We start from the raw sequence: 15,936 nt of genomic DNA, 5'->3' as shown, positions 1-15,936 counted from the left end.
AAACACTATGACAGATAAATCGAATATGTGTCTGCCCGTCTATACCTCCATATCCGGGCTTGATGGTTGCGGCATCCCTTCTTAACCAGATCAAAAATCCGATGTTTACCCGCCTAAGTTAATCTTGTATACCCTTGATAATAGCCCTGGATAAGACTCTTCACATAACTTAATTGCCGATACCGGAGAAAATATCGCCCTCCCCAGCGCAACAATAACAGAGGTCCCAGAGGCCCGTATCTTGAAGCCGTAGCACCACGAGCGGTGAAAATACCGTCACAGGCAAGCAATCTGCCTTGTTCACAACAGGTATGATAAACAAGCCTATGATTAAGGTTGATTACCTGCCCTTCAAGTTCGACGATATCCAGCAAAAAATTCACTTCCTCAGTGGCAGGAAATGATGTGCCCAGACCGAGTTTTTCATTAAAGCGAATGTGGTGTTCGAGAATAAATTGGCGCTCTACAATCAATTCGATTGAACTGACCTGAAGCAATTGCAAACGACTTAAGATTTTATTAGTTGCGTATGTTTTATAAGATTTGTCACGATTTTCAATACAGCCTATCTGCGCTCGGTACACTTGTGAACGCGGCTCTGCTGCCAGGGCGTTTAACAGACAGTCGAGGTTGTGTTGAGTTATAACCACATCGTCATCGAGAAACCAGATGTAATTACCGCTGCTATTTTCAATTACCAGGTTTCGGCTGTGGCTTAACCCGGTTATGGGATCAAAAATTCTGGTGACGAAATCCAAAGCAGCAGGAAACGATTCTTCCTCCCCCTGGATCACGACAAGAATTTCGACCCCAGGGGTTTCACCTAACACTTCAAGCATACTGATAAGACTCGACATTCGCCCGGTCATGGTCGAAAATCCTAATGTAATCAATGGTGGCTTAGCGTTCGTCCTATTCAACTGGCGTTTCCTCTAATTTAGGTAGCTGACGCAACGAGCGTTTGAAAAATGTTAATTGCGCCATCATGGTTCTTTTGAATAAGGGCCATACCGGAACATTACCTGAGGTAGCATTGCTTATCATTAACTGGATACAGGCATATAAGAATCGCGGATACTGAACGATTCCGCCGCGGCGATTATAGATGGCCCGGCTAATTGATTCGCCATTTTTATGCCGACAAAGATGTGTATTGAGATAAATGGCGCGACAAGCATTTTGCTGTTGTAAGGTATGTTTAGTATCGGATTCTGACTGTCCACTGATTCGATATCGCAATAAGGGCTCTGGCAAATTTGCCAATTTTACATCGTCACTTAATACCAGCCACAATGCGAGATCTTCCGCCCCTTCAAAAGTGTTATCATAGAGCCAGCCCTTGGGTAAACGGTTTCGATGAAACATAACCGACGGGTGAGCAATGGCATTGCCAAAGAAAAAACTCGCAACGATATCTTCGTGCTCTGTCTGGGTTTTGCGTTCGCCCAAACGATTTCCCTGTCGATCAATATACTCGTATCCAGTGCCAAGGATAGCAATATCCGGGTGCCCTTTGAAAAATCGAACCTGACGCTCAATGCGAGTCGGCACGCTGATATCGTCCGCGTCCATTCTGGCAATCAAATTCGCGCGGGCTTTATTTACTAGATAATTGAGCGATGCAATCAATCCATGGTTAGCCCTGAGAAATACCCGAACTCGCGGATCACTGGCAGCAAATTCCAGTAATATTTCTGCACTGTTATCGGTAGAGCCATCATCAAGGATCAGTAACTCGAAGTCCTGAAACGTTTGTTGCAAAATACTGGAAACCGAATCATATAAATAGGCACCGGCATTATAGACAGGCATGATCACACTGACCTTGGGTACTTTTGCGTTAAGTGCAGCAGCCCTATCCACCGATTCGCCGCCATTAGCTGACATTGCATTTAGCGGCTCAACCATTTTTCATCGCCTTAGTTTTACCATCCTTGTCCGCACAGGAAGCAAATCTATCTTCACGACTTAAATAATTGACCGTAGGAACATCTGAGCCTTGCTGGCATTTAATAAAGCCCAGAGTCATTAATTGTTGCGGAGAGCGATAGGCAACGGATAGCGCTTCATTGTAAAACGCAGAAGTAGATAGCAGTTGCTGATAACGAGAATACTCACTGGAGTTGTCATAGTGTTGGCGTCGGGTTTGTTCCTGAATGACTTTGGTTATATATCCGGGCGAAAATTTGAAGTGCAACAATGCGCCGGTTTCAGGTTGGCGATAACAAGTGTTCAATCGACGCGGGCTAATGGTGTGCATCGAAGACAAGTAGGCATAATAAGGACGCCATTTAACCAAAGGGATCTTCTGTAAAGCTGGTGCCTTATTAGGGGTTTTCTGATAGAGCAGTCGCTGCCTGACACCACCACGTATCATTTGTGATGAATATTTTTTGTTGTAGTTGAACTGGTAATTTGTCTTGTCAAAATAAGGGCAAATATCAAGCAAAGAGGTAAGCTTATCCTCTGCTTTGTCAGCCGCGAGTTGCTGATTATCTTGTTTTGGATACATGTCCAACATCATCGTGTAAAACGCTTGCTGCTGCTGTTGCTCCAGACGCTGACAAAGGTTGCCTAACGGTGAATCATGCCCCTGTATAGTTTCGCCTGCGGCTGTTTCATGGTGAAAAATCAGATGTTCATCGATATCACACACTAGACACCAGTGATTACTGCCATAGCGCCGCAATAAGGCATTAACCCAATGCATACCAAAATTGGCAGTTTTATAACTGTCAGGGGTATGGAAAACGCTGGCATCATAGTCCATCGCGACGAATGCAGCTCCTTGGTCCGTGGAATTATTATCAATGAAAATAAAGTGATTCACCCCCAGCTTGCGATAATGATCGAGAAATTGCGGGAGCAAATGCGCTTCATTATAGAGCGTGGCAAATAACAGAATGTCATCTTTATTAATGGCATCGAGATTATCTTGCTTAAGGGTCAGCTGTTTTTCGAAACGAGCCGCAAGATACAACGCAAAAACCTGCTCAAACAAGGCACGAGGGGCAAAAAGGAAACTTAACAACCGGGTAAAAAAGCGATTCATGGCTTACCCCTTAAGGAGACTGATTGCGCTCTCCATCCAGGAGAAGATTATATGCCGGTTGATTGTCTGGATGGCAGGAATTCATTAACGCCTGATGAAACGGCGATCGTTGCTGATGAGCAGATATGCAGGCGCAGATCCGTGAGGTATTTTCCACCGTGAACTGCGGTACAGAGTTGCTTTTCCAGCTGGCTTGTTGCTCCAATGCCAGCAAATGCAATTGCGATGCCTGACAAACAGACATATCAAACACTTCCAGCATCTGTACCTGACGGGCACTGCTGAGCACTTTCAACAGCTCATCTTCAGCACAAAATTGATAAAAGAAGACCACGCCTTTGGGATGCTGCAGACATAGTTGCTGAATAAACTCTAACCTATCATAGTCACGCAGCCGCGTATCATCAGGTTGATAACCGACAAGCGGCTTCTGTGACCCATAATCAATTCGCTCCTGAGCAAAAAGATTACCATAAACCCCCGTTTCAACGAGATGCTCTGTCAGTTTTTCCGCGAGCAAGCTAGTACTTTTTTCACTGCCTTTGTGCCAGATTATGATCGAGCATGGGACTGGTAATTGATCCAAGTCTTCATCAAACAGGCAACTGCGTTTATACCAACGCAAATTATCAGGTATTTTCCCATAGTCGATGATATTGACCTCCGTCGGGAGCTGAGCCTTGTTTAAGTATACACCGCTGAGTAAGGATACAAATTTGAGATCCCTGCTTTGAATTTTCCGGGTAAAGCATTTATTGTCAGGTAATGCCTGCAACTGATGAATATCGTTTAACGAAAAAATTTTTGGAATACCTTTGCAGTTAAACTGGTAATTCATTAACGGCGGTTTTATCTGAGATTTGTTATCGATTAAATAAGCGACTAAGGTCTGAAAAAAGAACTCATCGGGGATCCAGGTTTTTGTTAAAAAACTGAGCAATCTTGGTTGTTGCTCACACAGGGCAACGACTTTCGTGACCATCAACCAACTTAAGGTCCACCACTGTGAACCCATATGCACCGGGAAGTCGAGGGGGAATTTTCGTTTAACGCCAAGCAGCGTCAACAACTTTATCGACCATGAAAACAGTTTTGGGTGTTTGCGCCAGTTGCACCAATGGGGCAATTCCCACCTCTGTTGCTGGATCCCCTCGGTGATCCAGCGATGATGCTCAACGTTGACGGCTTCAATGTATTCACACCCAGGCGATTGTGCAAGGTAGTTTGCCAGATGCGTACTCGATTTGACGGGAAAACAGCTTCCACTTAGCAAGGTAACGTAGTCCGCTTGCTCATCGCGGTGGAGCAACGCCTTAAGACAATTTAACGTCGCCATAACGATTGACGACTCGCCCCACTCAACCGCGACTTGGGATGCCAGAATGACATTGGGAAAATGGCATTTGATAAGCTCTATATCGTGCCGATGCTGGGTGGCAAGATCATAATGCAAAGCAATGATATCGCCATTATCGGTCAGGCATTGTAATAGAGGTCGAATTTGCTCGAATGGTTCATGGGCGAGAATGGCATAGGCAAGACGCATCAGTTTAACTCCTGATTAACGATAAGGCCTAGTTGCTGAAGTTGTTTCCATCCTTGATATTTGATCGATACCCCAGGTTCAAAGTGCATCGAATTTTGCAAAAAATCCTGATATTTTTTGTACTCTAGCGAATCACCATAGTGCTCTTTGCGTTCCATTTCTTCGATAATTTTTTCCTCAAAATCAGCAATAAATTTAAAGTGCAGCAAGGCACCTGTAAGACCTTGTTGGTAGCCTTTGTTTAATTTACGTGGGATCGCCATATGCATCGAGGATATATAGGCATAATACCATTTCCACTTGATCAGCGGCGTTTTGTTCAAGGCAGGTGCTTGCACGGGATTGTTCTTAAACAAGGTTCTGAGCCGAACCCCCCCTTGCGCCCATATGGAGGTATAGGGTTTATTTTCATGGTAAAAATAGCCGCTGCGATCAAAATAAGGATGACTTAGCAGCGGGTCGGTTCCCGGTTTGTATATACATTCTCGTAACGCCCCTTTGCCATACATATCCACCATATTGGTATAAAAACTGGGCCGATGCGTTTGCTCGAGGTACTGACACAGCTGCTGTAAGCTCAGATCTTCTTGTTTGGGAAACACTAAAAATTCATCGGGATCGCATGTCATACACCAATGGTTCGAACCATAGTGGCGCAGTAAATAATTAAGCCAATGCATGCCAAAGTTGGAGGCTTTATAAGAATGTGTTGTGTAAAAGACTGACACATCCTCATGCTCCTTAATCCAATAACTAAAGCCATCATCCGAACCATTATCAACCAGAATGAAGTGATTAATACCGAGATTACGGTAATATTCGAGAAAATACTCCATCCGATGCGCTTCATTACGAAGCGTTGCAAACAGCAGTAGGTCTCCATCATTGATGTGTTGGAGCTTGTCTTGAGATAACGTTAGCTGGCGCCCAAAAAACGTTGCTTTAGCGCCATAAACAACCAACTGAGTACCATGCTTTAGCATTCGCCAGGGGCGCAGAAGTTGATTTAGCAATGGGTGCATAAGCTCTCCGGTTAACCGAGTGCAGATTTATTAAAGCTGTGCAGATAATCCTTAACCTGATCAAAATTTATGACCTTATCCTCGATACTGCCTTTGTTTTGTTTCTTTAAGGTGGTTTGCTGTTTTTGCATCGATTGTTTGGAACCGACAAAATGGGCAATGTCTTCGACCTGTTGATCATTGAGAACATCATTGTAGTCGATGACTTTGTATGCTTGGCGAGTTTCGTCCAAACGCTGCTTTATGGCACCGAAGTACTTTTGAGTTTTGTTTACGTATTGCTCAAATTCATTAATATCAAAATGTACCTGGGTGATTTTTGGCGCTTTTTCATCCCGTTTTACCCATTGCCCGGACTCTCTGGCCAGCTCCAGCGAGATAAATGAATCAACTAGATTTCTCTGCAATAAGACTTTTCTAACCCTGGGATTATTCAATAGCACCCTGCGAACATCTTTATTGTGGCCATCAAACAGGCGAAATCCCGGGATCTTGCCTTCTTTTAAGGCTTGTTCCTGGACTTTTTGAATCAGTAAAAATGGGTCCTGCTGTCTTTTTTTACGGGAGTCGGGATCATTTCTGCCGTAACCGCCATAGGAGAATTTATTGATATGAGGTCGATCGACACCGACAAAAGAAGGGTTATATAATTCCCCCAGACAAATTAGATCGTCAAAGTAATTCAACTTCTCCTGAAGCAAATTGGAGCCAGAGCGCATTGCTCCAAAAATCACAAACAGCTCGATATCATCGCATTGAACAATCTTCGGCTTGAATAGATTTGAAAACATTATTGTTCCACCATGGTTTGAGCAGTCAGTTGAGTTAGCTGTTGACGTATATATTGGCCATTAGGATTAAGCTGTAATGCCAACGTCAGCAATTGTATTTTTTGACTCAGACATTGCGGCGGTAAACTCAGCGCAATGTCTCGCAGCTGCGCACTTTGTTTGCGCTTCCATTGACCATCCTCGTCACTATCAACAAAGCTGAAATCGGCAAATAGATCCGCATAAATTTCGTTTATCTCACCCAGGGTTAACATACGGCCGTTGCCTAATTCCGGGTATTGAGAAAAGTCTTCGTTAAACAAATGTTCAGAATCCGTGAGTTTATAATCCTGATTGAGTCGAGCATTTGCTGCCTTAAATTGTTGATAGAATGCTATCGCTTCATCCTTATCCGGTAACAGCTTGTCATCATTATTGTTATTGCGCCGATCAAAATCGCGTACCGCGCGAATCAGCCGGTGCCTGGCGATACTGCCATCGGCAAATGCGGGTTGGCTCTGGTGCAAAAATAGCTGACTTATGCGCCCCAATGACTCGTTGGCTTTTTCAGGAAACTGATAATAGTCGGGCTGTAAGCCCAGTACATAACAGAAATCTTTAACAACGTCACATTCCACCAGATGTTGAGGTTCAAACACCCTCAAAATGATGTTGTCTTTGGCGAAGACTTTCGCCCACATGGATACTTTCTGTTCAAAGTCCAGATATCGTCTCGCGACTTCAGACAGCTTACTGGGTAACGCCGTTGGCTCGTGGCCATAAGCAACCGAGCAATCAAACCACTTGGTACCTTCCTGCTTTTGCGAGATCGCCAGGCTATCCTGACGACGCAGGTAAAAGATGATTTTGACTTTATGGGCGTGTTTATAAAGAACATCGCGTAATGCCATCAACTTGTTGATGTCATCCACCCAGGAAAAGTTTTCTCGGGAGATTATGGCGATGGGTTGACGCACACGTGCAAGCGCATGAAAAGCCTGAGGATACAAACCATAATTGGTTAGATCTGGCGTCGGTTTCAAAATGCCTTTCAAGCCTGGTATGGCAATGCCATCCTCGCGTAGTGCATCCTGATTGATTCGAAGAAACCTCTGAATTGAGGTCGATCCTGTTTTATGGGATCCCGCATGAATATATAAGGTATTAATCATCGAGCAGCTTTACCAAACCTTGAATTTAAGCCGTAATACCCGATCGGCACACCATAATAATGAGCTTAGCAAAAATCTTGTTATTCGCTTACTTCAAAGCTCTACGCCAGTTCCCTGATTGTCGCAATCAGAATTTTTCCTATACCAAACAATATGATAAGTACAACCGCAGCCAGTGATAAACTGTATAGTTTATCTGGATATGTATTATCCTCTGGCAACGTCGGACTCTCGACCACCACCATATATTGCAATTGTCGATACGCTTCGATTCTCGAGCGCTCTAAAGACACCAAAGACGACGTATAGGCCTGCATCGCCAAATCTACTTTGATTTGAAAAGCGGAGTAACGTGCAAGGACTTCTCCAAAGGAAATATCCTGTTGTCCTTTTTGGGAGATCAATCGTTGTTTTTCACTCATCAATTGCTTTTCAAGTGCATTAATTTCACGTTGTAATGAACGGATCTTAGGTGATGAATCTTGCATGTACTCCCGTAACGCCAACAGCTGTGTTTTCTTATCGGACAGAACTTCTTCAAGTTTAAAAGCGATTTGTTGAACTGCCTGAGCCTCTTGTTGCGGATCAAACAAGCGGTATTTTTGCTGAAACCTCAATAAATCGGTTTTCGCCTTACGTAGTCGGTCTTCAATCAAGCGATGCTCAGCTTCGATAAAGGTTAAGCGTTTACGTGCCAGAGACTGACCAATACTGTTAATGTAATCTTCCGATTTGGCGATAATTTGTTGATTTAGCTGCTGTGCATAAGCACCACTATAGGCTTGACTTTTAATGCTCACCACAGACGAGGCTTCATCAACATCGACAACGATATGCCGCTGATAATATGACAGGAATTGATCATTACTGGCAGCACCACTTAAGCGGGAAATCACGTCCCGTTGGTTCGATGTATAGTGCTCAAATAGTGACAGTTCGCTTTGTAAATGATTGAGCATATCCCGGGATAAGATAAATGCGCTAATCAGCTGGGTATCTCCTGCGGCGGTCCCTGCCCGATTGCCTAACAATGGTGCTGATGCATTGTCGCCCAGCTGCGCATTCGGTTTGCGAATAATCACCTGAGCATGACTTTCAAATCTAGGGCTGGCCCACAATAAAAAGTAGGTAGCGATAACAATCCAGGGCAAAACCACAAACAAGGTAAATGGCTGACGCAGCCAAAACACGAGGCGCTGATGCCAAGGCTGCCGGTGTTTTTCTATTGTGTTATCAATCAGACTTTCCTCAGCCTGATTATCAGCCGAGGAAAGAATTAAAATCGGCGACTCTTCTTCCATCAGCAGTTGTCGATATTCCTGTAATTTATTTTTGATCACTGGACCGACAGGACGAAGATTGTGGGCGCGTTGCATAATGCGGTATGCCAACTCTAAATCCGTTTCTTCAAGTTTCAGAGCTTCCTCACGCAGAAAGTCCGCATCCTGCCACTGCTCTTGTGTCCAGGCACTTTCCAGCGCGTTAAATCTTTGTTCGAGATTATCAATATCCGTCTGGCTCATTTTTTAATTAGCCTCATAAATATCAATGGCTTGTTCAAGGTCATTATAAAAGCTTAGCTGACCTTGCTGAATTAAAATGGCGCTGTCACAAAACAACCGTACATCGTCCAATTCATGACTGACCATGATCACGTTCGAGGTCTTACTTTTTCGAAGCAGCGCATCTTTGGTCTTTCTACGAAATTTAGGGTCACCAACAGAGATGGCCTCATCAATCAGATAAATATCAAAATCGATCGCAATACAACACGCAAACGCAAGTCTGGAACGCATCCCCGATGAATAGGTCCGAACCGGTAAATCATACTTTTGCTTTAATTCCGCAAACTGCTTTACCTTCTCTTCATACAGTTCTAAGTCCTGGACGCCATTAACACGGCCGATGAAACGGGTATTTTCCCGGCCAGTCATTTTCGGATGCACGCCAGTCGCCAGTGCCACCGGCCAGGAAATATTATAAGAGGTTCGTATTTTCCCCTCATTTGGATACTCACTGCCAGCCAGAAGTCGAAACAGCGTCGATTTACCCGCGCCATTTTTCCCCAGCAAGGCAATATTATGCCCTCCGGGAATGGTAAAATTCAGATCATTAAATACATACTGGCGACCCAGTTTTGATGGATAGTATTTGCTAACGCTATCTAATTTAATCATCGACTAATCACCTGGCGCCAAGTGAGTTGATAGAAAACCAGAGCACTAAACATCAATGTCAGTGTTGTCAGATTTACATAGGTTAACGATACCCCCTGTGCCTGATATCCTGCATAGGCGGCCTGGCGAGACAACTCAATACTATGCAGCAACGGATTCCAGTTAAGAAATGGCCAGTATTGCTCTGAGATATCCTGCAAGCTAAAAAACACCCCGGAGATAAAAAACATGGGACGGGTGATCAGGTTACGAATCTTATCCACTTCAACGATGAATGCTTTGGCTAACGCCATAATCAAGCCAAGACTTGTTGCAATCATCCAGACGTTAAACAACATCAATAAGACCATCAGGGAGTCATCTAAGCGCATTTCAATGCCCATGAAATATACCGCTAACCAAAGAACGAAAATAACGGCCACCTTCACCAAAATTTCAAACAAGGCATTTGCCATCACCGCGCTTAAGGGCTGAACCTGACGAAAGGAAAATAAGGCTTTGTTGCGATGTATAGAATTGGCCGTGGATGACAACGTAGACAGAAACAGTTGAATCATCAACATGCCATACATCATAAACATAAAGGTAGGCATCGTATGGGTTAAACCGCCATCCATGCGACCGCGAATAAAAGACAGGATAAATATGAACGATACGGGTTGGATTACGGCCCAGCTGATCCCAACTTTATCGTCAAACTTACTACGGATCTCTCGTATAAAAATGGCAAAGACAACATCTTGCCATACCTGGTAAGCCAGTCTCGTTTTAACCTGGGCCATGTCGTTCACCCTTAGGTAATACATTACTTATTTTTCGTTTTTGTGGACGTCCCAGTGAGCCCTGATTCAGGGTTTCCGTGAAAAATACACGATCTCCGTCGTTTAGGGTCAGCCTTCTAAACTCCTCAAGGGAATAGGTTTGTTCAACGTTACCCGATGGAGTTTCACTAACCAGTTTTACCTGGATAATATATTTAGGTACTGTCAGCAAAGACAATAATTCCTGACCTTGATACGGCTGTTGGATCAATTCATAACTTAGCGGGATTTTTCCGGGTAAAATGGCCGTCACGCGAACACCAGATTGGGATACAAAAATGACATCAAAATCCTGCAAGGAGATACTCGGCAACTCTCCGCTTTGCAAGAAAGGATACAAATCGATGTTAGCCACCGTTTTACCCGCACGACGCACTTGAATACGTCGATAGCTTCCCTGACGAATATCGATCCCCTGAGCTTTGCTCAGGTAATACAAAATACCGTCACCGCTGGAACCAAGGTATTGACCCGGGGCGTTCACTGCGCCACTGACCAGAAGTGGAATGGGCGCAACCTGATATAAGTTTGCATACAGTTCGACCCCTTGATGATACACCTTGGCTAACTTATCGCGCAGGTAGTCACTTAAGTTGGTAACCGAAACACCCGCAACTTTAACGGGCCCAAGTTGCTCCAAAAATATCTGGCCTCGGGAATCGACTTTATGTTGTTGTTGATATTCAAACGCGCCCCAAATCCAGACACTGATCACATCCCCATTACGCAATACATACTCGGGTTGAATTGCACTATTTGACTCAAGTTCGCCGCGATTATCGAACAATGAATAACCAAAAGGCAGAATAATTCCCTTATCCGAGTTGCCCAGGCTTTCCATTAAGGGTCGAAAACGATTACTCCGATAGTTTTCTTTAATGTCTAATTCGGCAGCTAAAGGGGTGGTCGACTGTGCCGATACGTTACCCATAACAAAACAACAAACCGTGAACACAAATGAGGTTATGAAACCGAGATAGAAAGGAGTTTGAGATGCACGAAAAGCGTCCGGCCAGATTATCTGAATCCGCCGTAAACCTTGATTAGCACAGAGAAAAATGTAACTACAGCTGCCGCTTTCGCCCATTAACTTATTAGATTTTATCGTTTTTCTATGGAGTTAACTTATTATTTTAGTCCATATCAGCAAGAGCATGTCATTTAGGCGATTAAATTTCTTCGTGATACTCAGGCTTATTATGTTTTGGCTCTCGCAGAAACTGTTTTAGAACGGCCGTGTCGGTCAAAGCCCAATGGTAAACACCGAAGACGGCAATAAACAATGCAAACATCACACTTTGTGGAATACCAAAAAACTCACCCAAAATTCCAATCGCCGACATCACAACCGCGGCCAGTGAAATCGACAATAAAGCTTTCTTTGGGCTGTTGCCGATGCGCATCAAGATATGATGAATATGATCTCTGTCCGGTTTAAGCGGTGATAAACCTTGCCTGAATCGTCTGATCACAATTGAAAGCATATCCATCAAAGGCACGGCGGTAAGCCATAATGCGGTTACCGGACTAAAGGCATGTTGCTCCCCCTGGGTTCCGCATGCCAACAACCAGACCACACTCAGGCCGATGAACATACTCCCGGAATCCCCCATAAATATTTTTGACTGCATATGCTTTCCAACCTTCAGATTGAAAAGCAAAAATGGCAACAACGCCGTCGCCAGTATCAGCGCGACACTGAGATAACTGCTTTGATCCGAGAGCAAAAATAAAATGGCAATTGCTGTAAATGTGTTGATACTCAAAGCGCCTATCAGACCATCAATACCATCAATCATATTAAAGGCGTTAATCGCTACGATGATCACGAAATAGGTAAACGGGATCCCCAGCCAGCCAATATCAACATCCCCGAGGTTAAACAGGTCCCCTAAATTACTAAAATACGCGCCAACCCCATAAATCATCAAACTAGCAATGATCATTTGCCCCACTAATCTAACCCGGACGCTTAAATCATACTTATCATCAAGTGCTCCGATAAAGACCGTCATTGCCGATGCGATAAGGTACAAGCGCAATTCCTGGGTATTGGGAAGCCAGATAATGGCGGCAAACAGTACGGCAGCGAAGATTGACAGACCGCCAATAAGAGGAATGTTACCCTGATGAAGTTTACGGGCACTGGGACGATCCACTAGCCCGATATCCAGAGCTACTGGCTTAAATACTTTAATTGCGGCAAATGCAAAAACAAATGACGTTAAGACCTGAAAACTCAAGGTCAACCACTCAGGCATAGTTATCGCTCAATCGTATACGAGACCTGCCACCAAATGTTCCAAATTATCAGCTCAGGCGTCGATTATGGGCATAAATTTGACAGCGTTTAGTTTTCAGCCAAGCTCCGTCTCACCCTAAATTCTGAACAAATTCTTTGCATAGTACGCTTCAGTATATTCAACAATTTGTGAATAAGACAAAAAATGAACAATATTTTTAACCCATCTGCCCCTGAATTTCCATGTAACGTCTTTTTAATCAACACCTTCGACAAAACCACGGTTTGTTTCGATTTATTGACACCCGGAACAGCTATTCAAAATCTTATGACTTTTTCTGCTTTTTTGCTGTACCAAACATAGATAATTGTGCCTAATCCCTTACGCTGCGGCCAACAACTTCTATAATATTGGCTGAATTGGCGGTGAATAAGTGTGCAACTAACCTGACGAAAATCAGAACATCTTGCATTTACTCAGGCCGCTAGGTATAAACGAGTGGCAAAAAAATAAACTCATACCAATTCCATTAAGTTTTTACACAGCTCAGAGTTAGCACTGAGGTCCATTTGCAACATAGATTTCATTGATATAGTCGTTCTATATTATTGACATCTAAGGCCGCAAATGGGCTTCTGACAAACTCCTGGTGGAATGGGTATTAAAAGTAATTTAAGGAAGTTTAAATGTCTAACGTAAAAACGGATACCTTATTAGGTCATCCGAAAGGCTTGTTCCTGCTGTTCGGTACAGAGATGTGGGAACGAATGAGCTACTACGGCATGCGTGGTATCTTTGTATTGTACCTAGTAGCATTTGCCAGTAATTTCGGCTGGGATATGGCCTACTTTGGGATCGACCCTTCAGCCGAGGGTGCCGAAAAACTATTCAACACAGCCATTCAATCAAAAGCGCTTGGTATTCTTGGAATCTACGCGTTTTTTGTTTATGTAACGCCGGTTATCGGTGGTTGGATGGCCGACAATGTGTGGGGCCAGCGTAAATCAATCATTGTCGGTGGTATCTCAATGATGCTCGGACAATTTGCATTGGGTACACCGCATGCCATCATCCCGGGTATGGAGACGACATTCCTTTGGATTGGTTTAGTCTTTTTGATCATCGGTAATGGCTTTTTCAAACCGAATATCTCGACCATGGTGGGTGACCTTTATGAAGAAGGTGACAAACGTCGTGACGCGGCATTCACGATTTTCTACATGGGTATTAACTTAGGTTCCATTTTAGGTTATCTGGTTGTTGGTACCATAGGTGAGAAAATTAACTACCAATATGGTTTCCTAACCGCTGGTGTGGGGATGTTAATTGGTGTTCTTTTACAACTTGCCCTTTCTAACAAATATTTAGGCAATGTTGGTGTTGAGCCATCAGCCAAACAAGCCAATGGCGCAAATGCGAAACCCGATGAACCATTAACGCCGGAAGAGCGTGATCGCGTTAAAGTCATTCTGATCATGAGTTTCTTTACCATCATTTTCTGGTTAGGTTTTGAGCAAGCTGCCGGTTCGATGAACCTGTTCGCAAAATATAAGACCGATCTTGTGTTCTTTGGTTGGGAAATGCCAGCGTCCTGGTTACAAACCGTAAACCCGATCTTTGTCATCATCCTTGCCCCGATTTTTGCCGCGACCTGGCTTAAAATGGGTGCTGCGGAACCAAACTCGCCGAAGAAATTCGGGTTGGGTATGTTCTTCTTAGGCCTAGGTTTTATTTCGATGGTTATGGCCGCATTGCAAATTGGTGATTCCGATACGGCTAAGGCACATGTCATTTGGTTAGTGTTAGCGTATCTATTCCATACCATGGGCGAATTATGTTTGTCTCCGATTGGCTTATCTATGGTGACTAAACTTGCGCCACTGAAATACACATCATTGTTAATGGGTATGTGGTTCTTCTTCTCTGGTGTGGGTAACTACCTTGCAGCCTGGGTTGGTCAAATGGTTGGTGAAACCGGACCGCTTCAAGCATTCTCTGGCGTTGCCATTATGGCTTTTGTTGCAGGTATCATCCTGTGGCTTCTAAGCGATAAACTGGTCGACTGGATGCATGGTGCTGAAGATAGCAAACCTCAGACGATGACTGAAAAAATTGAAGAGGAATTGAAAGTTACTGACGACAAAGACTAGTAACTGGGTAATTCCATAACGTAAATTTCGAAAAGGCAGCATTCGCTGCCTTTTTTATGCATAACGATTTTTTATCGCTTCGTCTTCGCACATCCATCTAGCCAATCCCCTATTTCTTCACCCTCTTCTTGTTTTGATAAAACAAAAACCATTGCATCGTATGAAAGACATATGCCCTGAACGACTTAGTATTCGTGTTTGTCGAGATCGGTTAGATTTCGATAGTTCTAGCTAGGAGTGACTAGGGTATGAGTGGCACAGCAATTATACCAATGAAAACGGTTTAATGGGGATTTGATGATAGGCTGGGATATCCGATAAACAAAGCGGTTAATGCTGTGGAAAGCCTGACTAAAAGAACGTAATCAGGCGATTACAGAAAAGGTTTAAGGAGCTTTAAAAGGCAAACCTAGATGCCGTGCATCGCTACATGAACAGCATGAGTAAAGGTTTAACTTCAGCACCTTAGCATTTCATAATTAGAAACTTAATTCGTAATTAAAAAATTAAAAAATGAGATGCATAATTGCCAGTGCCATAAAGGCGGCAACAACATCATCAAGCATAATGCCAAAGCCACCTCTTACTCTGACATCAATCCATTTTATCGGCCAGGGTTTTAGGATATCGAAGAACCGAAACAGTAAAAACCCCACTAAGATGGATTGCCAACTTATGGTGATGCCCAGCATACAAATAAAAAAACCAACGATTTCATCCCAGACTATAGCGCCATGATCATGGACACCGGCATCCGCTGCCGCTTTATCACACACATAGATACCGAATATTGCCATCGCGATAGTCAATATAATAAGGGCATACAAGGGCAAATAGGACGCCAGCAATAACAACGGAATTGCCGCCAACGTACCAAAGGTCCCAGGGGCTTTAGGGATGAGACCTGAGCCAAATCCTACGGCGAGAAAATGGACAGGATCGGAAAGCTTAAATAACTTGTGAGCGGGAATATTTTTTTTCAT

At 43.8% G+C, this 15,936-nt stretch carries 14 protein-coding genes; 1 reads left to right on the top strand and 13 read right to left on the bottom strand.

Translation table 11 applies throughout. From position 1 onward, the window contains the following. Window positions 1–113: 113 nt before the first annotated feature. The 12 genes from ACHUFQ_RS09105 to wecA form a co-directional block, all read right to left on the bottom strand. Window positions 114–920: a glycosyltransferase family A protein gene (locus ACHUFQ_RS09105; RefSeq protein WP_394174915.1), complete on the bottom strand. Its 807-nt coding sequence runs from the start codon at window positions 918–920 to the stop codon at window positions 114–116. Continuing rightward, window positions 913–1,908 carry a glycosyltransferase family 2 protein gene (locus ACHUFQ_RS09100; protein WP_394174913.1) on the bottom strand — a complete coding sequence of 332 codons (996 nt, stop codon included), beginning with the start codon at window positions 1,906–1,908 and terminating at the stop codon, window positions 913–915. Before ACHUFQ_RS09100 ends, ACHUFQ_RS09105 begins: the two co-directional genes overlap by 8 nt. After that, window positions 1,901–3,052: a glycosyltransferase family 2 protein gene (locus ACHUFQ_RS09095; RefSeq protein WP_394174911.1), complete on the bottom strand. Its 1,152-nt coding sequence runs from the start codon at window positions 3,050–3,052 to the stop codon at window positions 1,901–1,903. The genes ACHUFQ_RS09100 and ACHUFQ_RS09095 overlap by 8 nt, the downstream gene beginning before the upstream one ends. 10 nt (window positions 3,053–3,062) lie before the next feature. Beyond that, window positions 3,063–4,598, bottom strand: a complete 1,536-nt coding sequence (locus ACHUFQ_RS09090) for a beta-1,6-N-acetylglucosaminyltransferase (RefSeq protein ID WP_394174909.1) — start codon at window positions 4,596–4,598, stop codon at window positions 3,063–3,065. Next, window positions 4,598–5,620, bottom strand: coding sequence for a glycosyltransferase family 2 protein (locus tag ACHUFQ_RS09085; protein ID WP_394174908.1), 1,023 nt, complete (start codon window positions 5,618–5,620; stop codon window positions 4,598–4,600). Before ACHUFQ_RS09085 ends, ACHUFQ_RS09090 begins: the two co-directional genes overlap by 1 nt. Before the next feature lie 11 nt (window positions 5,621–5,631). After that, on the bottom strand, window positions 5,632–6,411 hold the full coding sequence (locus ACHUFQ_RS09080; RefSeq protein ID WP_394174906.1) for a hypothetical protein: 780 nt from the start codon (window positions 6,409–6,411) through the stop codon (window positions 5,632–5,634). Then, a complete protein-coding gene (locus ACHUFQ_RS09075; protein ID WP_394174904.1) occupies window positions 6,411–7,562 on the bottom strand; it encodes a hypothetical protein in 1,152 nt (383 codons plus the stop codon). The genes ACHUFQ_RS09080 and ACHUFQ_RS09075 overlap by 1 nt, the downstream gene beginning before the upstream one ends. Window positions 7,563–7,663: 101 nt before the next feature. Then, window positions 7,664–9,085, bottom strand: a complete 1,422-nt coding sequence (locus tag ACHUFQ_RS09070; RefSeq protein ID WP_394174902.1) for a hypothetical protein — start codon at window positions 9,083–9,085, stop codon at window positions 7,664–7,666. Between the two features lie 3 nt (window positions 9,086–9,088). Then, window positions 9,089–9,739 (bottom strand): ABC transporter ATP-binding protein, encoded by a 651-nt coding sequence (locus ACHUFQ_RS09065; RefSeq protein WP_394174901.1) that lies wholly within the window; start codon window positions 9,737–9,739, stop codon window positions 9,089–9,091. Next, window positions 9,736–10,521, bottom strand: coding sequence for an ABC transporter permease (locus ACHUFQ_RS09060; RefSeq protein ID WP_394174899.1), 786 nt, complete (start codon window positions 10,519–10,521; stop codon window positions 9,736–9,738). The genes ACHUFQ_RS09065 and ACHUFQ_RS09060 overlap by 4 nt, the downstream gene beginning before the upstream one ends. Then, entirely contained in the window at window positions 10,508–11,491 is a 984-nt protein-coding gene (locus ACHUFQ_RS09055; RefSeq protein WP_394174897.1) for a polysaccharide biosynthesis/export family protein, read from the bottom strand. The genes ACHUFQ_RS09060 and ACHUFQ_RS09055 overlap by 14 nt, the downstream gene beginning before the upstream one ends. 238 nt (window positions 11,492–11,729) lie before the next feature. Further along, entirely contained in the window at window positions 11,730–12,821 is a 1,092-nt protein-coding gene (wecA, locus tag ACHUFQ_RS09050; RefSeq protein WP_394174895.1) for a UDP-N-acetylglucosamine--undecaprenyl-phosphate N-acetylglucosaminephosphotransferase, read from the bottom strand. Between the two features lie 668 nt (window positions 12,822–13,489). Here wecA and ACHUFQ_RS09045 point away from each other — a divergent pair. Continuing rightward, window positions 13,490–14,953 (top strand): peptide MFS transporter, encoded by a 1,464-nt coding sequence (locus ACHUFQ_RS09045; protein ID WP_394174893.1) that lies wholly within the window; start codon window positions 13,490–13,492, stop codon window positions 14,951–14,953. Between the two features lie 506 nt (window positions 14,954–15,459). On the opposite strand, the gene ACHUFQ_RS09040 is transcribed toward ACHUFQ_RS09045, so the two are convergent. After that, window positions 15,460–15,936 (bottom strand): phosphatidylglycerophosphatase A family protein, encoded by a 477-nt coding sequence (locus tag ACHUFQ_RS09040; RefSeq protein WP_394174892.1) that lies wholly within the window; start codon window positions 15,934–15,936, stop codon window positions 15,460–15,462.

This window comes from Thalassotalea litorea (assembly GCF_043642205.1).
Taxonomy (GTDB): domain Bacteria; phylum Pseudomonadota; class Gammaproteobacteria; order Enterobacterales; family Alteromonadaceae; genus Thalassotalea_A; species Thalassotalea_A litorea.
This window is presented reverse-complemented; position numbering and strand designations above follow the sequence as displayed.